The sequence below is a fragment of the Cellulosimicrobium sp. NPDC030954 genome (assembly GCF_055571305.1).
The window spans coordinates 149,299-173,471 of sequence record NZ_JBVIFN010000007.1 but is presented as its reverse complement, the minus strand read 5'-3'; the positions used below and the strand labels follow the sequence as shown (position 1 = coordinate 173,471).

Sequence of the window (24,173 nt, the reverse complement as noted above, 5' to 3'; positions counted from 1 at the left end):
CGGGCGGGGCGACGGGCTCGCTGCGCGAGGCCGACCGACGGGGTGAGGTTCACCACGTCGTCGGGAGCGGCACGTACGGCTCCGTGCTCGGCTGCACGCCCTCGTGCTCGAGCGTGAAACCCATGATCTCGCTGAACACGGGCGCCGCGACGACGCCGCCGAAGATCGACGAGTGGGGGTCCTTGAGGAACACCGACACGGTGTAGCGCGGGTCGTCCGCCGGCGCCACGCCGATGAAAGAGGCCATGATCGAGGAGAGCCTCCCGTCGGAGCCCGCCATCTGCGCCGTGCCCGTCTTCCCGGCGACCCGGTAGCCGGGCACCGCGGCGCTGGAGCCCGTGCCCTCCTCGACGACCGACTCCATCATGTGCAGCACCGTGTCCGCCGTCTCCTGCGAGACCACGCGCACCGGGGCCGGGCGCTCGGCCGGGACGAACGCGCCGCGCTCGTCGGTCGTGCCGGCGACGACGCTCGGCGTCGTGCGGACGCCCCCGTTCGCGATCGTGGAGAAGACGCTCGTGGCCTGGATCGCGTTCACCGACACGCTCTGGCCGAAGAGCACGGCGTACTCGGTGCGTCCGTCCCACGCGTCGGCAGGGTGGAGGATCCCGGCAGACTCCCCCGGCAGGCCGACGCCCGACAGTTCGCCGAACCCGAACTTGCGCAGGTAGTCGTAGCGCACCTGCTTCGGGATCCGCTCCCCGACCTGGACGGTCCCCGTGTTCGACGACTCCGCGAGCACGCCGGCGAGCGTGAGCCGCTCCACCGGGTGTTCGTGCGAGTCCTGGAAGGTCTCGCCGTTGGGCGTCGTGTAGAGGTACGGCACCTCGAACTGCGTCGCGGCGTCGGCGTACCCGCCCTCGATCGCGGCGGCCATCGTGACGACCTTGCCCGTCGACCCGGGGTCGAACACGTTCGACACCGCACGGCTCGGCCGCGCCACGGCGTCCGTCGTGCGGTCGTTCGGGTTCACGGTGCCGGAGTCCGCGAGCGCGAGGATCTCGCCCGTGCGGAGGTCCTGCACGACGGCGATCGCGTACTCCGCGCCGGTCTCGCTCACGGCGCGGTCCACGGAGTCCTGCGCCTTCCACTGCACGTCGCGCGCGACGGTGAGCTGCACGTTCCGCCCGGGCACCGCGTCCACGACGTCGCACCGGCCGGTCGGGATGACCTGGCCGCCGAGCCCGGCCTCGCACTCGCGCGACCCGGAGACGCCGGCGAGGACGTCGTCGTAGGACGCCTCGACGCCACCGCCGCCCGCCTGCTCCTCGTTGACGAAGCCCACGAGGTTGCCCGCGACGGTGCCCGCCGGGTACGTCCGCTCGCTCGTCATGGTGGTGCGCACGTAGGCGGAGAGCCGCAGGTCGGCGATCTGGCGCTGCACCTCGGGCGTGACGTCCTTGGCCAGGACGACGTACCGCGACGTCCCGTTGAGCTGCGCGGCGAGCTCCGGGGAGGACCTCCCGAGGATCGGGGCGAGCAGCTTGGCCACGCCCACGGCACCGCCCTCCTCGAGCGGCTCGCCGTCGACGAGGTCCGCGGTGCGGGGCGTGAAGTCGGCGATCGTCTTCGGGTCCGCCGCGACCGTGTACCGGTCCACGGACGTCGCGAGCACCACGCCGTCGGCGTCGGTGATGTCGCCACGGTGGGCCAGCAGCGTCGAGCTGCGCGTGCGGTCGGCGCGCGCGTCCGCCGCGAGCGCCGGCCCGCGGAGCACCTGCACGTTCACGAGCTGGCCCACGAAGACCGCCGTGATGACGCCCGCGACGACGATGAGCCAGCGCTGGCGCCGCTCGGGGCGCCCCGGCTCGCGGCTCCCCCGCGCGGGGCGGGCGGGCGGGCGCCCCGCGCCCCGCGGCGCCCGCGAGACGGTGGTCCTCGACGCACGGGCGGACGCCGCGGTGCGGGTGCTCGTGCCCGCGGTCTTCCGACCCCCGCCGGAACCAGCGCGGCCTCCCGGCGAGGGCCGGGAGGCCGTGGGGGCGGGGCGGGACCGCTGCGTGCTCGCCGCGGGGTGCGACCGGCGGTCGCGTCCTGCTCCGGCGTCGCCCGTCACTGCCCGGCCTCCTCCAGCGCGCCGCCGACGACCGTGCCGTCGGACAGCCGGAGCATCGCGGGGTCCTCGGCGGGAACCATGCCGAGGGACGCCGCGGTGTCCGGCAGCGAGGTCTTCCGGGCATCGACCTGCGCCTGCAGGCTCTGCGTGTCCTGGGCCACGCGGCTCACCTCCCGGCGCAGCTCCGACATCTCGTAGGAGTTGCGCGCCATCGTCGTGTTCACCAGGAGAGCACACAGGAGCGCGGCACCGAGGATCGACATGCAGACGACGAGGAACGGGATCTTGGACCGCGCCTGCAGCGGCGCGCGGACGAGCTCGAGGCGCGAGCGGAGCGCGCGCTCGGACGCGCCGCCCGGCAGCGCCGTGAGCGACGGGCGCGGTGCCGGGCGCGCCGTGCGCGGGAGCGGGCGGGCGGCGGTCGACCTCTGTGCGCTCATCGTGTCCTCTCCCCCGGGTCGTGCGGTCGGTCGGTCTGGTGGTGCGTCGGGCGCCGGTGCTGCGGCGTGGGTCGGGTGCGCTCGGCGGCGCGGAGCCGGACGGACGCGGAGCGCGGGTTGGACTCCCGCTCCTGCTCGGAGGCCTCCTCGGCGCCCCGGGTGAGGAGCCGCAGGTAGGGCTGGTCGTCCTCCGGCACCACCGGCAGCCCGGGCGGGGCGCTGACGGTCGCCCCCGCAGCCAGCACGCGCTTGACGATCCGGTCCTCGAGCGAGTGGTACGACTCGACGACGACGCGCCCCCCGACGGCGAGCACGTCCACCGCGGCGGGGACCGCGCGCTCGAGGACCTCGAGCTCGCCGTTCACCTCGATCCGCAGCGCCTGGAAGGTGCGCTTGGCCGGGTTCCCGCCCGTCGTGCGCGTCGCCGCGGGGATCGCCCCGCGGACGACCTCGACGAGCTCGGCGCTGCGCTCCCACGGGCGCTGCTCGCGGCGTCGGACGATCGCCCGGGCGACGCGCTGCGCGAACCGCTCCTCGCCGTAGTCGCGCAGGATCCGGGTGAGCGCGCGCTCGTCGTAGGTGTTGAGGACGTCGGCGGCGGTCTGGCCGGTCGTCGGGTCCATGCGCATGTCGAGCGGCGCGTCGTGCGCGTAGGAGAACCCGCGGTCCGCCTCGTCGATCTGCAGCGACGACACCCCGAGGTCCATGAGCACGCCCTGCACCGGCCCGCCGACGACGTCGGCCACGACGTCGCCGATCTCGTCGTAGACGGCGTGCACCGCGCGGAACCGGTCGCCGAAGCGCTCCAGGCGCCGCGACGCGCGGGCGATGGCCTCGGGGTCGCGGTCGATGCCGACGACGCGCGCCGTCGGGACCTGCTCGAGGACCGCCTCGGTGTGCCCGCCCATGCCGAGCGTGCAGTCCACGAGGACGGCGCCGGGCTCCGCCAGCGCGGGGGCGAGCAGGTCGACGCACCGCTGGAGGAGGACCGGGACGTGCCGCTCGGCGGCGTCGTCGGGGGTGCTCGTCATGTCCGTCTCCTCTCCGTGCTGGTCGGTGCTGGTCGCTGGTGGTCCGTGCCGGTCGGTGGTGGCCGCGCCGCCCGGCGGTGCCGCTCGCCGGGCCGGTCCCGTACGGTCAGGTCTCCCTCCGCGTCCTTTCTGGCGCCGGGGAAGTGCGCCAGACCGGGCGGGAGGAGGCCTCACCGTGCGGGAGCCGTGGGGCGTGACCCTAGAAGCGCAGGTCCGGGAACACCTCCTCGGCGGTGTCGGAGTACGCCGACTCCTGCTCCGCGAGATACGTCTCCCACGCCTGCGCGTCCCAGATCTCGACCCGCGTGCCGGCGCCGATCACGGCGACGTCGCGGTCGAGCCCCGCGTACGCCCGCAGGGGCGCGGGGATCGAGACGCGTCCCTGCTTGTCCGGGATCTCGTCGCTCGCCCCCGAGAGGAAGACGCGCAGGTAGTCCCGGGCCTGCTTGCTCGTCACCGGCGCCTGCCGGATCTGGTCGTACATGCGCCGGAACTCGTCCATCGGCAGCAGGAACAGACAACGCTCCTGCCCCCGCGTCATGACGAGACCCGGTGCGAGCCGCGACCGGAACTTCGCGGGGAGGATGAGCCTCCCCTTGTCGTCCAGCCGTGGCGTGAAGGTGCCCAGGAGCAGGCCGGAGGAACCGCCGAGCACGTCGTCCACGAAACCGGACATGCACCAGGCACCTCCTCTCCTGCTCCCTTCTCCTCCACGGTACTCCACTTCCCTCCACCGCTCTCGGTGAATCCACCGGCTTTCACCCGCCTTCGCAGGATCTCCGCAGGTCAGCCGGTGTGGAGCGCGGTGGAGGGGACCACTCCCCATGGCGCGTCGCGTCGGCGTCCCGGCGGCACACCCCGCGCCGCGCGGGCGCCGCAGCGGCGCGTCCGGCCCTCGCGCCGACGCTCGGCGCACGGCCGGCGGTCCACTAGGCTCTTCCCACCCGCGGTCTCCCTGGTCCGCGGCCCTGCGCCACCGACGACGGAGGTCTCCGTGCTCCCCGACATCGCCCCTGTCGCGCCCGCCGACGAGCCCGGGGGCGGCCCCCTCGCCGGTCTCGACGAGCTGGTCGAGACCACGGGCCGGATCCGCTCCGGCATCGAGTCCGTCGTCACGGGCCGCCCGGACCTCGTGACGGTCACCGTCGCCGTCCTCCTCGCCCAGGGTCACCTCCTCATCGAGGACGTCCCCGGCGTCGGCAAGACGACGCTCGCCAAGGCGCTGGCCCGCACGATCGACTGCAAGGTCGGACGCATCCAGTTCACGCCGGACCTCCTGCCGAGCGACCTCACCGGCGTCAACATCTACCGCGCGGCGAACCACGAGTTCGAGTTCCGTCCCGGACCGGTCTTCTCCAACATCGTGATCGGCGACGAGATCAACCGCGCCTCGCCCAAGACGCAGTCGGCGCTCCTCGAGTGCATGGAGGAGGGGCAGACGACGGTCGACGGGACCACCCACCCGCTGCCGAGCCCGTTCCTCGTCGTCGCGACGCAGAACCCCGTCGAGATGGAGGGCACCTACCCGCTCCCCGAGGCGCAGCGCGACCGCTTCATGGCCCGGCTGACCGTCGGCTACCCCGACGTCGACGCCGAGCTCCGGATGCTCGACCGGCAGGAGTCGGACAACCCGCTGGCGCACCTCAGCCCCGTGACGACCGGTGCCGCCGTCCTGCGGTTCGCCGAGGTGGCGCGCGCCGTCTACGCGTCCACCGCCGTCAAGCGGTACGTGCTCGCCCTCGTCACCGCGACGCGCGAGCACCCCGGCCTGCGGCTCGGGGCCTCGCCCCGCACGACGCTCCAGCTCCTGCGCGCGGCGAAGTCCCTCGCGGCCATGGCGGGGCGAGACCACGTGCTCCCCGACGACGTCCAGTACCTCGCCGTCCCGGTGCTCGCGCACCGCCTCGTCATCACGACCGAGGCCCGGCTCTCGGGCCAGGACGCCGAGGCCGTCGTCGCGTCGATCGTGGCGCAGACGCCGATCCCCGCCCTGGACGCGACCGAGCGACGCTGACGTGCGCGCCCCGTCGTTCCTCGCGCGGCTCCGCGGCAGGAGCAGGAGCCTCGCCAGCGCACGCCTGACCCGGCGCGGCACGGTGGTGCTCGCCGCCGGCGCCGCGCTCGTGGTCCTGGGCGTCACGCTCGGCCTGCCCGACCTCGTCGGGCTCGGCGTCGCCGGTGCGCTCGCCGTCGGTGCCGCCTGGTGCTGGATGGCCGTCCGACGCATCGACCGCGGTCGCGGGGCCCTGCACGTGACGCGTCGCGTCCAGCCGAACCCGGCCGTGCACGGGCAGTACACGACGGCACGCCTCACGGTCGCGGCGACCCGGGCGACGTCGTCCACCGCCACGACGCTCGCCCGCCTGCGGATCAGCGAGCAGGCCGCGCACGAGCTGTGCGACCAGGGCTCCCTGCGCGCGCAGGTCGCGACGGTGGGCGACCACATCGCGGTCCGCTACCGCCTGCGCCCGCTCCGCCGCGGACGGTGGCCGCTCGGCCCGCTCCTCACGACGCGGGTCGACCTCTTCGGCCTGGTCAGCGCGACCCAGGAGCTCGGCGAGCCGACCGCGGTCGCGGTGTGGCCGCGCACGGTGGAGCTGCCCGTCCGCGGGTCGCGCGCGTTCGGCGAGCACGAGCGCTCGGCGTCGGGCGCCCGGCTCGCGTCGAGCGACGACTCGGTGCTGCGCGACTACGTCGCCGGCGACGACCCGCGGCGCGTGCACTGGGCCAGCGCGGCCCGGCACGGCCAGCTCATGGTCCGCGCGGACGAGAGCGCGGGCCTGCCGCCCGTCAGCGTCCTCCTCGACCGCGGGCTCCTGCCCCACCCGGAGCTCGCCGCGTCGAGCCCGCGCGCGCTCGCCGACGGCGAGTGGGCGGTCGAGTGCGCGGCGTCCATCGGCGTGTCCCTCCTCCAGGCCGGGCACCCCGTCCGGCTCGTCCCGACGTCCCTCGCGCCGGTCGTGTCCGGCACCGGCTTCCGCGTCAACCGCTCCGGCGAGGGCCCGGCCGACCTCCTGGACGCCACCGTCGACCTGCACGGGCACCACGTCGTCGCGGACGCCGACCGCTCGGTCGTCGCGACGTCCGAGGCGCTGCGACGGGACCGGCGCCCGGGCGAGATCACCGTCGCGGTGCTCGGCCCGCTCGGCTCCGTCGCCCGGCACACCGTGGCGGCGATGGCCGGTGACGGCCTGCACCGCGCGCTCGTCGTGAGCGCACGGCCCTGGGCGCCCGAGCACGCCGACGCGCTCGAGACGGTGGCCGCCCTGCGGTCCACCGGGTGGCACGCGGCGCTCGTCGACCCGTCGGTCTCCCTGGAGCACGCCTGGACCCTGCTCGTGGAGGGCTCACGATGACCACGTCCCGACCGGCCCCCTCGACCCCCGTCGGCCTCCGCGTGCTCGCGACGAGCGGGCTCGTCGCCGTCGCGGTCGTCGCGTCGACCTACGCGCTCGGGAGCGTCATCGGACCGGGCGGCTGGACCGGCACGGCCGTGCGCACCGTCGCGGTCCTGGCGCTCGTGACCGGGATCTCGCGCTACGCCCTCGAGCGGGGCCACGCGACGCGGGGCGAGGTCCTCGCCCCGCCGGCCGCGCTGCTCCCCTCGCTCGCGGGGCTCGTCGTCGGCCTCTGGGCCCTGCTCGGGCTCTACGGGGGCCCGACCGACCGGTTCTCCCTCCTCATCGGCCTCTCCAACGTCGACCGGGTCCTGTCCCGGCTCTCCACCGCGCGGGACCTCACGCTCGCGGAGGTCGCCCCGATCGACCCGAGCCTCCCGATCGCCCTCATGGCGGTCGGGGGTGCGGTCGTCGTGTTCCTCGTCGCCGACCTCATGGCCGGCGGGCTCCGGCTGGGAGCCGGGGTCGCGCTGCCGCTCCTCGCGCTGTGGATCCCCGGGCTCGTCATCATGGGCGAGATCCCGCCTCTGGCGTTCGTCGTGACCGTGACCGCGCTGGTCCTCCTCCTCGCGGTCGACAACCCGCACCGCACCGTGCGGCGCGGCGCGACCACACGACGGGCGGAGGACCGTGCGGCCGGCGGCCTGCGGGCCGCCGGGGCGCTCGTCGTGGCGGTCGCCGTCGCGGTCGTCGCCCTGGGGCTCGGGTCGGCGAGCGCCTCGCTCCCCGAGGTCGCGTCGGCGTCGTGGTCCCGGCTCTTCTCGTCGACCGGGCAGACGGTGCGCCTCTCGGACGACCTCGACATGCGGCGCGACCTCGCCGAGCGCTCCGGGGAGGTCGTCCTGCGCTACCGCACCGACGGCGACGAGGTCGGCCCGCTCCGCGTGTTCACCCTCACGGGGTTCGACGGCACCAACTGGCGGCGCGGCGCGGACCGCGACGGCACCCCGATCGAGGGCGCGGAGCAGGTGCTGTGGCCGAGCGACCCTGCCGGGGTCGAGGAGCCGACCTCCGTGCGCGTCACGCTCGAGTCGTTGCGGGACACCCGGCTCCCCGTGCCGACCGAGCCCCGCGCCGTGGGCATCGACGGCGACTGGTCGTACGACGACGTCCGCGACGAGGTGCTCGGCGAGCAGCCCACGAGCGCGGGGACCGCGTACGACCTCACGGTCTTCCCCCGGCCGCTCGACGGGCCGTCGCTGCGGGAGGCGACCGGAGCCGACCCGGACGACCCCAACTATCTCGACGTCCCGGCGACCGAGCACGAGCAGGACATCCGTGACCTGGCGGCCGCGGTGGTCGAGGGGGCGCCGACGCGCTACGACCAGGCGCTCGCGCTGCAGACCTACTTCCGCGACGTCTCGCAGTTCACGTACTCGACCGAGGTCCCGCCGGGCGACTCCGGCGACGCGGTCTGGGACTTCCTCCAGGACCGCACGGGCTACTGCGTCCAGTTCGCGACGTCGATGACGATGATGGCGCGGACCCTCGGGATCCCCGCGCGACTCGGCGTCGGGTTCCTGCCCGGCGAGCGCGTGGACGACTCGAGCTTCCAGGTCACCGGCCGCGACTCCCACGCCTGGCCGGAGCTCTGGTTCCCGGGCCAGGGCTGGGTACGGTTCGAACCGACCCCGGCCCAGCAGACGGGTCCGACGCCGCGCTGGGCGACGCCCGTGGCCGTCACTCCCGGGGGCCTGCAGGACCCGGGCAACGTGCCGAACCCTGGTGCGACGACCGCGGCACCGTCCGCCCCTGCGAGCCCGGTCCCCACGACGCCGGGCACCGGCGGGACGACCGGCGGCGGTGCGGACGAGGGGGCACCGTGGCCGCTCGTCGTGGGGGTGGCGCTCCTCGTCGCGGTCGCCATGGGCGGGGCACTATGGCTGGTGCTGCGGCGTCGGGCCGAGACGCAGAGCATGCGGGACGCCGAGGACGCGTGGGCCGAGTTCACCGACAGGCTCGGGGCGCTCGACGTGCGGTGGCCGACGTCCACGACGCCCCGGCGCGTCCCCGCCGCCGTCGTCGCAGCCCTGCAGGCGCGCCGCGGTCAGCACCCGCGTGACGAGGACGTCGCCGAGGCCGTGGCCGGGCTCGCGTCGGCTCTGGAGGCCGAGCGCTACGCCCCGGAGCCGCGGACGGTCACCCGCCCGGAGCGGCTCCAGGAGCTCGTCGACACGGCGGTCGACGCGGTCGAGGGATCGCTCAGCGACCGTCCTGCTCGCGCCGACGGTCCCAGCGCTCTTCCAGTCGGCTGAGGAACGGCTTGCGCGACGGCTTGCTCGGCGCGGCCGGGCGGACGGTGCCGTCCGCCTCGACGGTCCCGACCGGTCCCTTGCGCGACGAGCGCGGGGACTGGAAGACGAGGACGACGCCGCCGAACATGAGGACGAAGCCGATCACCCCGAGCCAGGTCTGCGAGAGCGCGGCCCCCAGCACGAGGAGGAGGAGGCCGCCGACGACGCCGACCCCGGCCAGGACATAGCGCAGCGCCGAACGTCGTCGTGGCGCCTGGAGCGTGTTCGCCAACCGCGGGTCGTCCGAGGTGAGCGCGCGCTCCATCTGCTCCAAGACCCGCTGCTCGTACTCAGACAGAGGCATGAGCACCCCGTTTCTCCACGGTGGTCGTGTGTCACCCTCAGGATAGATCGACATCCGCGGGGTTGGTAGTCGAGCGGGTCCTGGCGGGCCCCATGGCGATGGATCTCACCCCGAACCGCCCTCGGACCGCGTCGACGGCCTCCTCCACCCGGCGTCGCGCCGCGCTCGTCTCCTCGACGGCCTCCTCGAGCGTGGGCTGCACGACGGCCTCCGCGCGAGGTTCGAGCCCCTCGGCGCGGACTCCCACGAGCCGCACGGCCAGGCCCCGGAGGTCGACGCTCGCGACGAGCTCGCGCGCCACGAGGTAGATCTCGCGCGCGACGTCCGTCGGGGCTCCGAGGGTCCGTGCGCGGGTGACGGTGCGGAAGTCGCTCGTCCGGACCTTCACGCTCACGGTGCGGGCGACGAGACCCTGGTGGCGCAGGCGGCCCGCGCACCGGTCCGCGAGCTCCAGCACGCGCGCCTGGACCGCCGTGAGGTCGCGCAGGTCGTGGGTGAACGTCGTCTCGGCGCCGATGCTCCGCTCGGACCGCTCCGGCTCGACCGGCCGGGGGTCGCGCCCCCACGCGAGGTCGTGCAGGTGCGCCCCCGCGACCTTGCCGACCGCCGCCTGGAGGGAGGCCACGTCCGTGTCGGCGAGCTCGGCGACGGTGCGGATGCCCCACTGCGCCAGCGCGCTCTCGGTCCGCTCCCCCACGCCCCACAGGGCGCCGACGGGCAGAGTCCGCAGGAACGGGACCGTGGCCGCGGCCGGCACGAGGAGCACGCCGTCCGGCTTGGCGTGCGTCGAGGCCAGCTTGGCGACGAACTTGTTCGTCGCGATGCCGACCGAGCAGGTGATGCCGTGCTCGGCCCGCACGCGCCGCCGCAGCTCGGCCGCGATCCGCGTCGGGGGCCCGAGCCGTCGCCTGGCCCCGCTCACGTCCAGGAACGCCTCGTCGACGCTCACCTGCTCCACGAGCGCCGTGATCTCGCCGATCGCCGCCATGACGGACCGGGAGACCTCGTGGTACCGCGTGTGGTCCGGGGGCACGACGATCGCCTGGGGGCACAGGCGGCGCGCCGTCACCATCGGCATCGCCGAGTGGACGCCGAACGCCCGCGCCTCGTACGTCGCCGCGAGGACGACCCCCCGCTCCGCGCCGCCCACGATCACCGGACGCCCCACGAGCTGGGGGCGCCGGGCGAGCTCGACGGACGCGAAGAACGCGTCCATGTCGACGTGGAGGATCGAGCACCCCTCCTCGTCGTCGCCCCAGTCGCGGCGGACGACCGCGCGCGGCCCGCGGCTCACCGCCGCCTCACCGGGCGCTCGGCGAGCGCCGCGCCGAGGTCACGACGCCACCGTCCGCAGGCCGGGCATCCGGACGAACCCGGCCGCCGGGTCGACGAGCATCGCGACCTCGTCGCGGAAGTCCTCGGCGCACGCCACGAGCTCGTCGGCGCGGCGCGGGTCCACGGCGTCGAACCGACCCGCGTCGACGGCGGCGCGGACGCGCGCCCCGCTCGCGAAGTAGCCGGACCAGGCGGCGAGCGACGGCTCGGCGTCCGCGAGCTGGTCCCACACCGACCGGGCCCGGCCGCGGCGCACGGGGCGGGCGCGCAACGCGACGACCGCCGCGGCGGCGCGCAGCGCACCGAGGTGCGCGTGCACGAAGCGCTCGCCCGCGTCCTGCGCGAGCGCCGCCGCGACGAGCTCCGCGTCCGCGCGGTCCAGCAGCCGACGGACCTCGGCGGGGACGGCGACCGCCCCCCTCGCGCCTGCTTCGTTCGACATCGCGCACCTCCTCCTCCACTATCGAACACCTGTTCGATCCTGTCAACGTCGGGTGGCTGCCAGCCCGTACGGTGAGCACATGGCTCGCCGCACCTCCCGACGCTCCCCAGGGTCCTCCGCGCCACCCACACCGTCCCGGCGCCGGGGTGCCGGGAGCCGTGGCACGGCCGCGGCCCCCGACCTCCCGACCGGGCCCGTGCCCACGTCGACGGGGACCGCGCACGTCGAGCGCGACCCCGACCACCCGTCGGCGGTCACGCTCTACGTCAACGGCGTCCCCAGCTCCTACCTCGACCTCGACGACCCCGGGATGCTCGCGTTCGAGTACATGCAGCAGATGGCGGCCGTCGTGGACGAGCTCGCCCCGGGCCCGCTGCGCGCGCTGCACCTCGGCGCGGCCGGGTGCAGCCTGCCGCGCTGGGTGGAGCACACCCGGCCGGGCTCGTCCCAGCTCGGGGTCGACCTCGACGCCCGCCTGCTCGAGCTGGTCCGCACCTGGTTCGACCTGCCGCGCTCCCCCCGGCTCCGGCTGCGTCCCGACGACGCACGGCACGCGCTGGCGAGCCTTCCCGACGCCTCGTACGACGTCGTCGTGCGCGACGTGTTCGACGGCGACCGCACGCCCGACCACCTCGCGACGCGCGGCATGGCGGACGAGGTGCACCGCGTCCTGCGCCCCGGCGGGGTGTACCTGGTCAACTGCGCCGACCGACCGCCGCTCACGACGGCACGCCGCGAGACCGCGACGCTCGCAGCCGCGTTCGGGGAGAACGCCTGCGCGGAGGACCGGGTCGCGGCGATCGCCGAGCCCGCGCAGCTCAAGGGCCGGCGCTACGGCAACGTCGTCCTGGCCGCGGTCCGTGCCGGGTCCGGTGCGCCGACCCTGTCGAGCACGACGCTGGCGCGTGCGGTCCGCTCGCTCGCCGTCCCGGCACGCGTCGTCACGGGCGACGAGCTCCGCGCGTTCGTCGGCACCGCGCCGGTGCTCGACGACCCCGCGGGGACGTCGGCCGACGGCACCGCCGCGGACGGGTCGTGAGACGCGACAGGAGCCGCGCCCGAGGGACGCGGCTCCTGCGACGACCGGGTGGCCCGGCCGCGAGACGTCGTGGACGTCAGAGCGGACGAACCTTCTCCGCCTGCGGGCCCTTCGGCCCCTGGGTGATCTCGAACTCGACCCGCTGCGCCTCGTCGAGCGTGCGGTACCCGTTCGACTCGATCGCCGAGTAGTGCACGAAGACGTCGGCACCGCCGCCGTCCTGCGCGATGAAGCCGTAGCCCTTCTCGGCGTTGAACCACTTCACAGAACCCTGCGCCATGCTCTTCCTCTGACCTTCTGTCCGTCCGGGGACATCAGCGAGCGGACCCTTCGTCCACCCCCGTACGCCGCAATGCCATGTCCCACGTCCTTCGCCGGCGCCCGGCCGTGTGCGGCCGGCGGGCCCGACGCCGGACCACCCCGCCGGGCGGACCCACGTACCGGCCCTGCACCGGGTCGTGCGCAAGTACGTCACTGCAACGGGTCACAGTGTGGCATGGACCACGTCTGGTCCGCCACGGAACTCGCCACCTCTCGTGATGATTTTTCGGCACATTCCGCCCCGGTCGGCGGACCGGGGCGGGTCGGGGCGAGCCGCGGCTCAGTCGCCCGACTGCTGGGCGAGGAAGCGCTCGAACTCCGCCCCGAGCTCGTCAGCCGTCGGGATCGGCGCGGACTCGGCGAGCAGGCTCGTCCGACCGACGGAGCGCGCGAACGCGTCGTACTGCTCCTCGAGCGCGCGCACGACGGCGGCGACCTCCTCGGAGTCACGCACCTGACGCTCGACCTCCGTCTTCGCCTCCTGCACCGCCTCCGCGAGCCCGCTCGTCGCGAGGTCCAGGCCCGTGACGCGCTGCACGTGCTCGAGCGCGACCACCGCCGCGGGCGGGTACGACGACTGCGCGAGGTAGTGCGGCACGTGCACGGTGACGCCGAGCGCGTCGTGCTCGGCGCGGCCGAGCCGCAGCTCCAGCAGCGCGGCGAGGCTCGCCGGGACCTTCACGGTGCCGAACCACGACGTGTGCTCGCCGAGCAGCTCGGGCCGGGTCGCGTGCGCCGTGACCGAGAGCGGACGCGTGTGCGGGATCCCCATGGGGATGCCGTGGAAGCCGACCGTGAGCGACACCCCGAGGCGCTCGACGACGTCGCGCACCGCCGCGACCACGCGCTCCCACTGCACGTCCGGCTCGGCGCCGTGCAGCAGCAGGAACCCCGTCCCCTCGGCGTCGCGCACGTGGTCGATCACCAGGTGCGGCTCGTCGTAGTCGGACCAGCGGTCGGTGCTGAAGGTCATCGTGGCGCGCTTGGAGCGGTAGTCGAGGAGCTGGTCGACGTCGAACGTCACCACCCGGGTGACCTCGCCGATCTCCAGCAGGTGGTCGACCGCCACCGCGCCCGCGCTGCCCGCGTCGACGAACCCCGCGACGGCGTGCAGCAGCACGGGCCCGGCGCCCGGCTCGGGCGGCGTGGGCCACAGGCGTGCCACCGCCTGCTCGTCGAGCTCGTAGATCCCGCGAGGGTCCAGCATGCATCCTCCTCGTGACGTCCTTCGCCCGTGCGCTGCCGACGGCGCGGCGGGCCTGACGAGGACAACACGGCTCGTCCCGCGGTTCTTCCCGGACCGGCGGTCCCGCAGTGGCCCGTCCCGGGCCCGTGCCCAGGTCAGCGACCGGGCAGGCGCACCACCGAGACGAAGAAGTCGTCGATCTGGCGCACGACGTCGATGAAGCGGTCGAAGTCGACGGGCTTGGTGACGTACGCGTTGGCGTGCAGCGAGTAGCTGCGCACGACGTCCTCCTCGGCCTCCGACGTCGTCAGGACGACGACCGGGATCTTGCGCAGCGCCTCGTCCGCCTTGAGCTCGGCGAGGACCTCGCGCCCGTCCATCCGGGGCAGGTTGAGGTCGAGGAGGATGAGGTCCGGCGTCGGGGCGCCCGCGTGCTCGCCCTCCTTGCGCAGGAACTGCAGCGCGCTCACACCGTCGGAGACCACCGAGAGGCGGTTCGTCACCTTGTGGTCCTCGAACGCCTCGCGCGTCATGAGCACGTCGCCGGGGTCGTCCTCGACCAGGAGGACGTCGATCGGCTTGCTGCCGTGGCTCATGCGGGGCTCTCCTCGTCGTCGTGACGCGCGCGGGCAGGGGTGACCTGCTCCGCGCCGTCGGGGTCGGAGCGAGCGTAGCCGACCTGCGCGTGCACGTACGCGTGGGCGAGCGTGAAGCGGATCGTCGTCCCGCCCTCGCGCGGCTCGATCCAGATCCGGCCGCCGTGGTACTCGACGATGCGCTTGCACAGCGCGAGGCCGATGCCGGTCCCCTCGTACACGTCCTTCGCGTGCAGACGCTGGAAGATGACGAACACGCGCTCCGCGTACTGCGGGTCGATCCCGATCCCGTTGTCCTCGACGGAGATCTCCCAGTGCGTGTCGCGCGCGAGCACCCCCAGGTGCACCGCCGGCGGCCGGTCCGGGTCCCGGAACTTCAGCGCGTTGCCCACGAGGTTGGCCAGGAGCTGGTGCAGGAGCGCCCGCTCGCCGACGACGACGGGCAGCGGGTCGTGCGTGATGCTCGCCCCCGTCTCCGCGACCTTCTCGGACAGGTCCTCGAGCACGCCCTCGAGCTCCCGCTCGAGGTCCACGTCGACGCGCTCGTTGCCCGTCCGGCCCACGCGGGAGAAGCCGAGCAGGTCCTGGATGAGCCGCTGCATGCGCTTGGCGCCGTCGACCGCGAAGTCGATGTACTGGTCCGCGCGGTCGTCGAGCTCGCCGCCGTACCGCTTCTTGAGGAGCTGCGTGAAGCTCGCGACCTTGCGCAGCGGCTCCTGGAGGTCGTGGGACGCGACGTAGGCGAACTGCTCGAGGTCGCGGTTCGACCGCTCGAGCTCGCGCGCCTGCTCGGCGAGGAGCTCGTGCGAGCGGGCGGCGTCCTCGTGGGACGACTTGATCTCCGCGACCTGGTTCACGAGCTCGACGCGCATGTGCTCGACGTCCTGCGCGAGGTCGGCGATCTCCGCCGGACCGGAGGTCACGACCGGCTCGTCGAGGCTCCCGGAGCTCACGAGCCGCACCCGGTGCGCCAGCTCGGCCATCGGCTCGGTCACCCAGCGCTTGAGGCACACCCAGAGGATGATCCCGACCGCGAGCGCCGAGCCGACCAGGACGAGGACGCTCCCGAAGAGCGCCCGGCTCCACCGTTCGAGCGCGTCGAGCCGCTCCACGCGCTCGGCCCGGAGCGCGTCGACGTACCGCGCGGTGTCGGCCCGCGCGGCCGCGAACAGCTCGGCGCCGTGGGCCTGGTCGACGGCGCGCACCCGCCCCGGCCCGTCGTCCTCGGTGGTCGCGATGGCCGGCTCGGCGTAGTCGGTGACCCAGGCCCGCACGGAGGCGTCAGACTGCCCGGCCAGCGCCGCGAGCTCGGCGTCGAACCCGAGGCGGTCGACGAGGGTGCGGTCCGGGACGACGCCCTCGGCGTCCGTCCCCACCGCGCGGGTGTAGGCCTCGAGTGCGGTGTCGTCGCCGGTCGCGACGTACGCGCGGACCGCGACCTCGGCGTCGAGCAGGCCCACGTACGCGGCGTCCGCCTCGGTCACCGCGTCGAAGAACGGCCCGGTGACCTCGCTCTGGATGGTGAGCACGCGCGAGAGCGCGATGGCCGACGTCGCGAGGACGCCGAGGAGGATCACGCCCGCGACGACGAGCGCCCACCCGAGGCGGCGGCGCAGGGTCGGGGCACGCCGGCGCCCGGCGCGCCCCGCGACGGCCGTCTCGCCCACCGGGCGCGTCACCGGGCCCACTCGTCGGAGTCGGCGAGAGTCGCCGTGCGCTCGCCGGGGGTGCCCTCGTCCCCGCCCCAGCCGAGCACGAGGAGGGCGGCGTCGTCGGCCAGCGGGCCGCCGTGCAGGTCGCGCACGCGGCGGAAGACGCGCTCCACGACCCCCTCGACGCCCTGCTCGAGCGCGCTGTCGACCGCGCGGCGCAACCCGTCGACGCCGACCCGCTCCGGGCGGGTGCGCGGCCCGGCCACGCCACCCGGCCCCGCGACGGTCGCCTCGACGAGCCCGTCCGTGTAGAGCATGAGAGCCCAGCGTTCCCCGAGGTCGACGGACTGCGACGCCCACCCGCCCTGCACGGGGATGCCGAGCGCGCGACCGCGCGCGGTGGGCGTGATCTCGGTCGCGGTGTCGCGCAGCAGGAGCGGCGCGAGGTGCCCGGCGAGGTACACCTCCGCGCGGCGGCGGTCCGCGGAGACCACGACCTGGCACAGCGTGACGAAGACCTCGGGGCGGGCGCGCTCGGGCACGAGGACGCGCTCCAGGAGCGGGAGGATGCCCTCCGGCTGGGTGTCCGAGAGCACGATGGTGCGCCACGCCGTGCGCAGCGTCGCGCCGAGCGCGGCCTCGTCGGGACCGTGGCCCGCGACGTCGCCGATGATGCACAGGACGGTCCCGTCCGGCCGCTCGACCGCGTCGAAGAAGTCGCCGCCCAGGAGGCCGTTGCCGCCGGGGACGTAGCCCACCATGACGTCGAGCCGGTCGTCCTGGACGAGCGGCGTGGGCAGGAGCGCGCGCTCGAGTCGCGCGGTCTCGGCCGCCCGGACCTCGCTGCGGTACAGCGCGCGCTGCTGCTCGACGGACATGCGCCGCTGCACGGCGTAGCGCACCGACCGGCCCAGGAGGTCGCCGTCGACCTCGCCCTTCACCAGGTAGTCGTCGGCGCCGGCGGCGACGGCCTGGACGCCGAGGTCGATGCCCGAGTGCCCCGTGAGGACCACCAGGGCGGGCGGGTGGGTGCCGGTCCGCACCCGCTCGACCGCCGACAGCCCGACCGAGTCGGGCAGACCGAGGTCCAGCAGGACGCAGTCGACGTGCCAGGAGACGAGCATCTCGAGCGCGGCGTCGAGCGTCGTCGCGCGGTGGAGGTCGACCGTGAGGTTGCCGTCCGCCAGCAGCTCCTCGACGAGGATCGCGTCGCCGTCGTCGTCCTCGACGAGGAGGATGCGCAGCTCGTCGGTCGGTGCGAGGACAGCGCGCTCGGACAGCACCTGGTCGCGCGCGTCGGCCTCGTCGCCCCGCGCCGAGGGCCGCGCGGGGACCTGACGGTCGGTCCCGGTCACGACGCCCGCTCCCCTCTGGTCGCCATGGCCCACGATCCTAGCGTCAGCCGCGCGTCCGGCCCGGTCACGGGCACGGGACGCGCCGAGGCGCGGTCCGGGTCCCGGCGCCGGTGCGCCATAATGGACGGCCGTGTCACGGGCGCGCGCCCGGACGCGACGCCCGGCCGAGGGAAGGGACAGCGTGGGACGCAACGACGAACTCCGGCTCGAGCAGGAGGTCGTGGACACCCTCTACGCACGCCTCGACGAGCTGCGCGCCGCCGCCCGCGCGCGGCTCGACGCCGTCCGCCGGTCCGGGCCGTCGGGCTCGCCGCAGAACCGGAGCGAGCGCGACGCGTTCGCGACGCTGTACGAGGACCGCGTCGCGCAGCTCGACGCGGTCGAGGACCGGCTCGCGTTCGGCCGCCTCGACCTGGACGACGGCACGCGCCGCTACGTCGGGCGCATCGGCCTGACCGACGCCGAGCACACGAGCCTCCTCACCGACTGGCGCGCGCCCGCGGCGCAGTCGTTCTACCGCGCGACGGCGGCCCACCCCGACGGCGTCGTCCGGCGGCGGCACCTGGTGACCCGCGGGCGCGACGTGACGGGCCTCGAGGACGAGCTCCTGGACCTGGACGCGCCCGAGGCCGTCACCGGGACCACGCTCTCGGGCGAGGGCGCGCTCCTCGCCGCGATGGCGGCGGGCCGTACCGGGCGCATGGGCGACATCGTCGCGACGATCCAGGCGGAGCAGGACGCGATCATCCGGTCCGGGCTGGCCGGCGCGCTCGTCGTGCAGGGCGGGCCGGGCACGGGCAAGACCGCCGTCGCGCTGCACCGCGCCGCCTACCTCCTCTACGCGCACCGGCGGCTCCTCGAGCGCTCGGGCGTCCTCCTCGTCGGCCCGAGCCACTCGTTCCTGCGCTACATCGACCAGGTGCTGCCGTCGCTCGGCGAGACCGGGGTCGTCAGCACGACGATCGCCGACCTCCTGCCGGGCGTCGTGGCCGACGGCGCGGAGGACCCCCGCGTCGCGCGCGTCAAGGGCCGGGCGGTCATGGCCCGCGCGGTGCGACGCGCGGTGCGGGCGCGCGAGCGCGTGCCCGCGGCGGACGTCCCCGTGCGCCTCGACGGCCACGACCTGCTGATCCGGCGCCGCGACGTCCGCGACGCCATCGCGAAGGCGCGGCGCACCCACAAGCCGCACAACCTCGCGCGCGTCACGTTCGTCCGCGAGATGCTCTCGCGCCTCGTCGACCAGTACGGGCGCCAGCTCGGCGAGCCGCTCGTCGGCGAGGACCGCGCGCTCGCGCTCGAGGACCTGCGCTCGCACCGCGACGTGCGCGTCGCGCTCAACCTCGCGTGGCTCCCTCTCACGCCGGAGCGCCTCGTCGAGGACCTGTGGACCAAGCCGCACCGGCTCGCGGAGGCGGCACCCGAGCTCTCGCCCGCCGACCGGCGCCTGCTGGAACGGCCGAAGGGCTCGCCGTGGACGCCCGCCGACGTCCCGCTCCTCGACGAGGCCGCCGAGCTCCTCGGCGAGGACGACCAGGCGGAGCGGGCCGAGGCCGCCGCACGGGCGGCGCAGCGCGCGCAGGACCTCGAGTACGCGCGGCAGGTGCTCGAGTCGTCCGGGGCCGGCGGCGGGATCGTCGGCGCGGACGTGCTCGCCGAGCGCTTCTCCGCGAGCGGCCCGCGCCTGACCACCGCGGAGCGCGCCGCGCAGGACCGCACGTGGACCTACGGTCACGTCGTGGTCGACGAGGCGCAGGAGCTGTCGGCCATGGCGTGGCGCATGCTCGTGCGCCGGTGCCCGACGCGCTCGTTCACCGTCGTCGGCGACGTCGCGCAGACGTCGTCGCTCGCGGGGGCGCGCTCGTGGAAGGGCATGCTCGACCCGGTCTTCCGTGACGCGTGGCGCCTCGCGGAGCTGACCGTCAACTACCGGACCCCCGCCTCCGTGGCCGACGCCGCCCGCCGGGCGGCCCTCGCCGCGGGGCTGCCGGTCTCGCCGCTCACGTCCGCGCGCGACGTGGAGGACGCGCTGCGCGTCGTCGAGGCGACGCCCGCCGGCCTCCCCGCCCAGGTCCGCGCCGAGGCCGACGCGGCGCGCGCGGAGTTCGTCGCCGCGGAGTCGGGGCGGGTCGCCGTCGTCGCCGCGGCGCACGCGACGCCCGCCCTGCGCGCCGCCCTCGGTCTCGAGGACGCGGGCCCGGACGCCCCGCTCACGGTCCTGGACCCGGTGCAGGTGAAGGGGCTCGAGTTCGACGCCGTCGTGCTCGTGGAGCCCGCCGAGGTCGCGACCGGCCCGTCCGGCGCCTCGGACCTCTACGTCGCCATGACCCGCCCGACCCAGCGCCTCGTCGTCGTGCACGCCCGCGCGCTCCCGGCCGGCGTGACCGGGACGGGACCGGGCGAGGAGGCGGGCTCGACGACGGACGCGCCGACGAGCACGGTCGCGGAGGACGGGGCGCGCGTCGCACCCTGACCCTCCGACCCGGACGGCGCAGGTCGGCCGTTCACCTCGTCCCGAGTGTCAAGACCCGTTTGGTCCGGACCACGGACCGGGCGCACCATGGGAGCGTGCTACGCGCCCTCCTCCTTGAAAACCTGCACCCCCTCGCTGCCTCGAACCTCGAGGCGGCGGGCATCGACGTCACCGTCCGTTCCGGCGCCCTCGACGAGTCCGAGCTGATCGAGGCCCTCGACGGGGTCCACCTCCTCGGGATCCGGTCCAAGACGAACGTCACCGCGAACGTGCTCGAGAACGCCCCCGACCTGGTGGCGCTCGGCGCGTTCTGCATCGGCACGAACCAGATCGACCTGCGCTCCGCCGCGTCGCAGGGCGTCGCCGTGTTCAACGCCCCGTTCCAGAACACGCGCTCCGTCGTCGAGCTCGCGCTCGCCGAGATCATCGCGCTCACGCGCCGCCTCACCGAGCGCGACCGCGCGCTGCACGAGGGCCGCTGGGACAAGTCGGCCGAGGGCGCGCACGAGGTCCGCGGCCGCACGCTCGGCATCGTGGGCTACGGCAACATCGGCACCCAGCTCTCGGTCGTGGCCGAGAACCTCGGCATGTCCGTGGTCTTCTACGACACGGCGGAGAAGCTCGCGCTCGGCAACGCGCGACGCATGGACACGCTCGACGAGCTGCTGGAGCAGGCGGACGTCGTCACGCTGCACGTCGACGGCCGCCAGGGCAACGCCGGGCTGTTCGGCGCCAAGCAGTTCGCCCGCATGCGGCAGGGCTCGATCTTCCTCAACCTGTCGCGCGGGTTCGTCGTGGACTACGGCGCGCTGCGCGAGGCGATCGAGGAGGGCCGCGTCTCCGGTGCCGCCGTCGACGTGTTCCCGCAGGAGCCCAAGCGCAAGGGCGACGCGTTCGACTCCGAGCTGCGCGGCCTGCCGAACGTCATCCTCACGCCGCACATCGGCGGCTCCACCGAGGAGGCGCAGGAGGCGATCGGCCAGTTCGTCTCGGCCAAGCTGCGCGACTACCTCACGACGGGCTCGACGACGCTCAGCGTCAACGTGCCGAACCTCGCGCTCGAGCAGACGACCGGGATCACGCGCATCACGCACCTGCACCGGAACACGCCGGGCGTCCTCGCGGCCGTCAACGCGACCCTCGCGGAGCACGGCACGAACATCGAGGGTCAGCTCCTCGCCACGCGTGGCGAGATCGGCTACGTCGTCACGGACGTCGGCTCGCGCGTCGAGCCCGCCGTCATCGAGGCGCTCGCCGCGATGGAGCAGACGATCGCCCTGCGCGTCCTCGACTGACGCTCACCACGAGCGCCTTCGCCGCGTGCACCGGTGGCCCCGGCGCACGCGGCGAAGGTCCTCGGGCGGCATGACCTTCGCCGCTGAGCGCCCCGCGCTCGGCGGTGCCACGATGAGGCATGACCGGATACACGCACGACGGGCCGCAGATCCTCGACGCGGACGCGTCGTGGGACCTCGTGGAGGGGACCCACGTCGCACGCCTCGCCGTGAGCGTGCGGGGCGAGCCGGACATCTACCCCGTGACCGTCCGCGCGCACGGGCGCACGCTCGCGTTCCGCACCGTGCCGGGGACCAAGCTCGCGACCCTCGCGACCAACGAGCGGGTCGCGCTCGAGTGGGACCACGTCGACGACGACGGGGCCTGGAGCGTCGTCGCCCGCGGCACCGCGCGCCGGGTGCGCTCCGAGCACGAGGTCGACGCCGTCCTGGCGGACGCGGCCCCGCTCGTCCCCGTCGTCGACGTGCCGACCGAGGAGTGGGTCGTCATCGAGGTCCGCGAGCTGACCGGGCGACGCTTCGCCCGTTCGGAAGCCTAGCGACCGTCGTCGCCCCGGACGTGCGTCGTCCGGCCACCCCGACGGGGCGACCGGACGACGAGCGCTGAGCCGGACCGGCGGTCAGCCCGACTTGCGGCGGAACGTGCGCTGGACCGGGCCCACGGTCTCGGACCCGTGCACCGCCCCGGTGTTGGACTCGCCGTCGGCCGTGCGGTGGCGTGCGGCGTTCTTCCGGTCGAGCGCCTCCCGGAACTTCGCCTTGGCCTCGTCGGTCGGTGCGGTGTCTGCAGCGGATCGCTGCTGGTCGGACGCCATGGCGGTCTCCTCGTCGATGGGGGAACTCGGTCGTGCACTGCGGTCGGCCCGACGGTGCGGGCACCTCGACCAGCCTCCCGCACCCCGACGCCGGACGCCACCTGATTTGTCCGCCGGTCAGCCGCTCCCCGAGGGACGGTCGGGTGGCGTCCGGTAGCGTCGGCCCCGTGCCGACCGACTCCTCCACCGCCCCCGCCGCCGGCCCCTCCGCGGCGTCGTCCGCGGACCACGCCCCGCTGCCGCACCGCCGTCTCGGCCGTTCCGGGCTGGCGCTGCCGGCGGTGTCGCTGGGTCTGTGGCAGAACTTCGGCGACGCCGACCCGCGGGCGACGCAGCGCGAGATCGTGCTGCACGCGGTCGACCGCGGGGTGACCCACCTCGACCTCGCGAACAACTACGGCCCGCCGGGCGGAGCGGCCGAGGAGTCGCTGGGGCACCTCCTCGCGCGCGAGCTGCGGCCCGTGCGCGACGAGCTCGTCGTGACGACCAAGGCCGGCTACCGCATGGGGCCCGGTCCCTACGGCGAGGGCGGCTCGCGCAAGTACCTGCTCTCCTCGCTCGACGCCTCGCTGCGTCGCCTCGGGCTCGACCACGTCGACATCTTCTACTCCCACCGCTTCGACCCGACGACGCCGCTCGAGGAGACCGTCGGCGCGCTCGCCACCGCGGTCCGTTCGGGGCGCGCGCGGTACGCGGGCATCTCGTCCTACTCGGCGCGCCGCACCCGGGAGGCGCTGCAGGTCGCGGAGCAGGTGGGCGTCGACCTCGTCGTGACCCAGGTGTCGTACTCGATGCTCAACCGGTGGGTCGAGGAGCCCGACCCGCACGACCCCGCAGGCGCGTCCGTGCTCGACGTCGCCGGCGCCGAGGGACTCGGCGTCGTCGCCTTCTCGCCGCTCGCCCAGGGGATGCTCACCGACCGGTACCTGCACGGGGTCCCGGACGACTCGCGCGCGGCGCGCGGGGGGCCGCTGCGACCGGCATTCCTCTCGGAGGCGAACCTCGACCACGTCCGCCGGCTCGACGACCTCGCCCGCGCCCACGGGCGCAGCCTCGCCACGACGGCGATCCTCTGGGCGATGCGGGACGAGCGGGTCACCTCCGTGCTGCTCGGCGCGAGCTCGACGCGACAGCTCGACGAGAACCTCGCCGCGCTCGACGCGCCGCCGCTCTCCGCCGAGGAGCTCGCCGCCGTCGACGCGCTGCCCGCGGACACCGGCATCAACATCTGGGCGTCGCGGTCCAGCGACCTGTAGGCCCGCCGGGCGAACGTCGACGACCCGGGCCCTCCGCCGGGGGCACCACGTGACCTCGCGCACGGCGCCGCGACGTGACCTTGCGCGCGACGCCTCAGGCGTGCGGTGCGGTGTGCTCGCGCACGTCGGCGTCCGCAGCGGTGCTGCCCGAGCCCTCCTCGGCCCGCGCCGCGGCCGTCTCGCGCTCCTCGCGCTCGACGCGCAGCGAGGTGATCGCGCTCTCGAAGTCCTCGAGCGAGTCGAACGCCTGGTAGACGCTCGCGAAGCGCAGGTAGGCGACCTCGTCGAGCTCGCGCAGCGGCCCGAGGATCGCGAGCCCGATCTCGTACGCGTCGAGCTCGGCGCTGCCGCTCGCCCGGATGGTCTCCTCGACGCGCTGCGCGAGCACCGCCAGGTCGTCCTCGTTGACGGGCCGCCCCTGACAGGCCTTGCGCACGCCGTTGACGATCTTCTCGCGCGAGAAGGGCTCCGTCACGCCGGAGCGCTTGACCACGGACAGGCTCGCGGTCTCGATCGTCGTGAATCGGCGGTTGCACTCGGGGCACTGACGGCGCCGACGGATCGACGCGCCGTCGTCCGAGGTGCGCGAGTCGACGACGCGGGAGTCCGCGTGGCGGCAGAACGGGCAGTGCATGGCGGGCTCCTCCGCGGGTTCGCGCCGACAGGTCGGCGCGACGAACGTATGCCGTCGCGGCAGGACGGTGCAACACGCCTCCGACGCCGGCGGCTCGCGCGCGGTGACGCGGCGGCGCGCGGGCAGCCGCACCGGGGCGCGTGGACGGCAGAACGGGGGCGGTCGTGTTCGACCGCCCCCGTCGGGACGCCCCCGTCCCCATCTCGCGCGTGACTCGCCTCACGCGCGGTGACGTGCACAGGAGTCGCGGTGGA

At 74.9% G+C, this 24,173-nt stretch carries 22 protein-coding genes; 8 read left to right on the top strand and 14 right to left on the bottom strand.

All coding sequences use genetic code 11. The features are described from left to right. Positions 1 to 49: 49 nt before the first annotated feature. The 4 genes from ACZ402_RS15025 to mraZ all read right to left on the bottom strand — a co-directional run bounded on the left by ACZ402_RS15025 (position 50) and on the right by mraZ (position 4,161). Entirely contained in the window at positions 50 to 2,056 is a 2,007-nt protein-coding gene (locus ACZ402_RS15025) for a peptidoglycan D,D-transpeptidase FtsI family protein (protein WP_375824467.1), read from the bottom strand. Beyond that, positions 2,053 to 2,496: a cell division protein FtsL gene (gene ftsL / locus ACZ402_RS15020; protein WP_375824466.1), complete on the bottom strand. Its 444-nt coding sequence runs from the start codon at positions 2,494 to 2,496 to the stop codon at positions 2,053 to 2,055. Before ftsL ends, ACZ402_RS15025 begins: the two co-directional genes overlap by 4 nt. Beyond that, positions 2,493 to 3,527, bottom strand: coding sequence for a 16S rRNA (cytosine(1402)-N(4))-methyltransferase RsmH (rsmH, locus tag ACZ402_RS15015; protein WP_375824465.1), 1,035 nt, complete (start codon positions 3,525 to 3,527; stop codon positions 2,493 to 2,495). The genes ftsL and rsmH overlap by 4 nt, the downstream gene beginning before the upstream one ends. A 199-nt stretch (positions 3,528 to 3,726) precedes the next feature. Further along, a complete protein-coding gene (gene mraZ / locus ACZ402_RS15010) occupies positions 3,727 to 4,161 on the bottom strand; it encodes a division/cell wall cluster transcriptional repressor MraZ (protein WP_031316739.1) in 435 nt (144 codons plus the stop codon). Positions 4,162 to 4,521: 360 nt separating this feature from the next. On the opposite strand from mraZ, the gene ACZ402_RS15005 reads away from it, so the two are divergent. The 3 genes from ACZ402_RS15005 to ACZ402_RS14995 are packed head-to-tail and all read left to right on the top strand — an operon-like array spanning position 4,522 to position 9,180. Next, positions 4,522 to 5,541 (top strand): AAA family ATPase, encoded by a 1,020-nt coding sequence (locus ACZ402_RS15005; RefSeq protein WP_375824464.1) that lies wholly within the window; start codon positions 4,522 to 4,524, stop codon positions 5,539 to 5,541. Position 5,542: 1 nt separating this feature from the next. Further along, positions 5,543 to 6,883, top strand: a complete 1,341-nt coding sequence (locus ACZ402_RS15000) for a DUF58 domain-containing protein (RefSeq protein WP_375824463.1) — start codon at positions 5,543 to 5,545, stop codon at positions 6,881 to 6,883. After that, positions 6,880 to 9,180, top strand: coding sequence for a transglutaminase TgpA family protein (locus tag ACZ402_RS14995; protein WP_375824461.1), 2,301 nt, complete (start codon positions 6,880 to 6,882; stop codon positions 9,178 to 9,180). Before ACZ402_RS15000 ends, ACZ402_RS14995 begins: the two co-directional genes overlap by 4 nt. On the opposite strand, the gene ACZ402_RS14990 is transcribed toward ACZ402_RS14995, so the two are convergent. Genes ACZ402_RS14990 through ACZ402_RS14980 form a run of 3 tightly spaced genes read right to left on the bottom strand, consistent with a single transcriptional unit; the run spans position 9,128 to position 11,300 of the window. Beyond that, positions 9,128 to 9,523 carry a DUF3040 domain-containing protein gene (locus ACZ402_RS14990; RefSeq protein ID WP_375824460.1) on the bottom strand — a complete coding sequence of 132 codons (396 nt, stop codon included), beginning with the start codon at positions 9,521 to 9,523 and terminating at the stop codon, positions 9,128 to 9,130. The two genes, ACZ402_RS14995 and ACZ402_RS14990, sit on opposite strands and share 53 nt — an antisense overlap. Positions 9,524 to 9,560: 37 nt before the next feature. Beyond that, positions 9,561 to 10,817 carry a DNA polymerase IV gene (locus tag ACZ402_RS14985; protein ID WP_375824459.1) on the bottom strand — a complete coding sequence of 419 codons (1,257 nt, stop codon included), beginning with the start codon at positions 10,815 to 10,817 and terminating at the stop codon, positions 9,561 to 9,563. 39 nt (positions 10,818 to 10,856) lie between these two features. Then, positions 10,857 to 11,300: an SAV_6107 family HEPN domain-containing protein gene (locus ACZ402_RS14980; RefSeq protein WP_375824458.1), complete on the bottom strand. Its 444-nt coding sequence runs from the start codon at positions 11,298 to 11,300 to the stop codon at positions 10,857 to 10,859. Positions 11,301 to 11,496: 196 nt separating this feature from the next. Here ACZ402_RS14980 and ACZ402_RS14975 point away from each other — a divergent pair, with 196 nt between their 5' ends. Beyond that, positions 11,497 to 12,339 carry a spermidine synthase gene (locus ACZ402_RS14975; protein WP_375824457.1) on the top strand — a complete coding sequence of 281 codons (843 nt, stop codon included), beginning with the start codon at positions 11,497 to 11,499 and terminating at the stop codon, positions 12,337 to 12,339. A gap of 76 nt (positions 12,340 to 12,415) precedes the next feature. Here the strand turns inward: ACZ402_RS14975 and ACZ402_RS14970 are convergent, their stop codons facing one another. The 5 genes from ACZ402_RS14970 to ACZ402_RS14950 form a co-directional block, all read right to left on the bottom strand. After that, entirely contained in the window at positions 12,416 to 12,619 is a 204-nt protein-coding gene (locus ACZ402_RS14970) for a cold-shock protein (RefSeq protein ID WP_034655075.1), read from the bottom strand. A 321-nt stretch (positions 12,620 to 12,940) separates the two neighbouring features. Further along, positions 12,941 to 13,867, bottom strand: coding sequence for a proteasome assembly chaperone family protein (locus ACZ402_RS14965; RefSeq protein ID WP_375824455.1), 927 nt, complete (start codon positions 13,865 to 13,867; stop codon positions 12,941 to 12,943). Positions 13,868 to 14,001: 134 nt separating this feature from the next. Further along, on the bottom strand, positions 14,002 to 14,442 hold the full coding sequence (locus ACZ402_RS14960) for a response regulator (protein ID WP_087471801.1): 441 nt from the start codon (positions 14,440 to 14,442) through the stop codon (positions 14,002 to 14,004). Continuing rightward, positions 14,439 to 16,121 (bottom strand): sensor histidine kinase, encoded by a 1,683-nt coding sequence (locus ACZ402_RS14955; RefSeq protein ID WP_375824454.1) that lies wholly within the window; start codon positions 16,119 to 16,121, stop codon positions 14,439 to 14,441. The genes ACZ402_RS14960 and ACZ402_RS14955 overlap by 4 nt, the downstream gene beginning before the upstream one ends. After that, positions 16,118 to 17,449: a PP2C family protein-serine/threonine phosphatase gene (locus ACZ402_RS14950; protein ID WP_375824453.1), complete on the bottom strand. Its 1,332-nt coding sequence runs from the start codon at positions 17,447 to 17,449 to the stop codon at positions 16,118 to 16,120. Before ACZ402_RS14950 ends, ACZ402_RS14955 begins: the two co-directional genes overlap by 4 nt. A gap of 181 nt (positions 17,450 to 17,630) precedes the next feature. On the opposite strand from ACZ402_RS14950, the gene ACZ402_RS14945 reads away from it, so the two are divergent. From ACZ402_RS14945 to ACZ402_RS14935, 3 genes are all read left to right on the top strand, one after another. Beyond that, positions 17,631 to 19,919 carry a HelD family protein gene (locus ACZ402_RS14945; protein WP_375824452.1) on the top strand — a complete coding sequence of 763 codons (2,289 nt, stop codon included), beginning with the start codon at positions 17,631 to 17,633 and terminating at the stop codon, positions 19,917 to 19,919. 95 nt (positions 19,920 to 20,014) lie between these two features. After that, complete coding sequence (serA, locus tag ACZ402_RS14940) at positions 20,015 to 21,214, top strand: phosphoglycerate dehydrogenase (RefSeq protein WP_375824451.1); 1,200 nt, start codon at positions 20,015 to 20,017, stop codon at positions 21,212 to 21,214. Between the two features lie 119 nt (positions 21,215 to 21,333). Further along, positions 21,334 to 21,753, top strand: a complete 420-nt coding sequence (locus tag ACZ402_RS14935) for a pyridoxamine 5'-phosphate oxidase family protein (RefSeq protein ID WP_375824450.1) — start codon at positions 21,334 to 21,336, stop codon at positions 21,751 to 21,753. Between the two features lie 81 nt (positions 21,754 to 21,834). Here ACZ402_RS14935 and ACZ402_RS14930 read toward each other — a convergent pair whose 3' ends face one another. Further along, entirely contained in the window at positions 21,835 to 22,029 is a 195-nt protein-coding gene (locus ACZ402_RS14930; RefSeq protein WP_375824448.1) for a DUF5302 domain-containing protein, read from the bottom strand. 167 nt (positions 22,030 to 22,196) lie between these two features. Between ACZ402_RS14930 and ACZ402_RS14925 the strand changes: the two genes are divergently transcribed. Further along, on the top strand, positions 22,197 to 23,285 hold the full coding sequence (locus ACZ402_RS14925; protein WP_375824447.1) for an aldo/keto reductase: 1,089 nt from the start codon (positions 22,197 to 22,199) through the stop codon (positions 23,283 to 23,285). 94 nt (positions 23,286 to 23,379) lie between these two features. On the opposite strand, the gene nrdR is transcribed toward ACZ402_RS14925, so the two are convergent. After that, positions 23,380 to 23,919 carry a transcriptional regulator NrdR gene (gene nrdR, locus ACZ402_RS14920; protein WP_375824446.1) on the bottom strand — a complete coding sequence of 180 codons (540 nt, stop codon included), beginning with the start codon at positions 23,917 to 23,919 and terminating at the stop codon, positions 23,380 to 23,382. Between the last annotated feature and the right edge of the window lie 254 nt (positions 23,920 to 24,173).

Coding starts and splice junctions, on each gene's coding strand:
- ACZ402_RS14965 (WP_375824455.1), bottom strand. CDS start 13,867: ATGCTGGACCCTCGCGGGATCTACGAGCTCGACGAGCAGGCGGTGGCA.
- ACZ402_RS14990 (WP_375824460.1), bottom strand. CDS start 9,523: ATGCCTCTGTCTGAGTACGAGCAGCGGGTCTTGGAGCAGATGGAGCGC.
- ACZ402_RS14935 (WP_375824450.1), top strand. CDS start 21,334: ATGACCGGATACACGCACGACGGGCCGCAGATCCTCGACGCGGACGCG.
- ACZ402_RS14930 (WP_375824448.1), bottom strand. CDS start 22,029: ATGGCGTCCGACCAGCAGCGATCCGCTGCAGACACCGCACCGACCGAC.
- ACZ402_RS14970 (WP_034655075.1), bottom strand. CDS start 12,619: ATGGCGCAGGGTTCTGTGAAGTGGTTCAACGCCGAGAAGGGCTACGGC.
- nrdR (WP_375824446.1), bottom strand. CDS start 23,919: ATGCACTGCCCGTTCTGCCGCCACGCGGACTCCCGCGTCGTCGACTCG.
- ACZ402_RS14995 (WP_375824461.1), top strand. CDS start 6,880: ATGACCACGTCCCGACCGGCCCCCTCGACCCCCGTCGGCCTCCGCGTG.
- ACZ402_RS14980 (WP_375824458.1), bottom strand. CDS start 11,300: ATGTCGAACGAAGCAGGCGCGAGGGGGGCGGTCGCCGTCCCCGCCGAG.
- ftsL (WP_375824466.1), bottom strand. CDS start 2,496: ATGAGCGCACAGAGGTCGACCGCCGCCCGCCCGCTCCCGCGCACGGCG.
- rsmH (WP_375824465.1), bottom strand. CDS start 3,527: ATGACGAGCACCCCCGACGACGCCGCCGAGCGGCACGTCCCGGTCCTC.
- ACZ402_RS14960 (WP_087471801.1), bottom strand. CDS start 14,442: ATGAGCCACGGCAGCAAGCCGATCGACGTCCTCCTGGTCGAGGACGAC.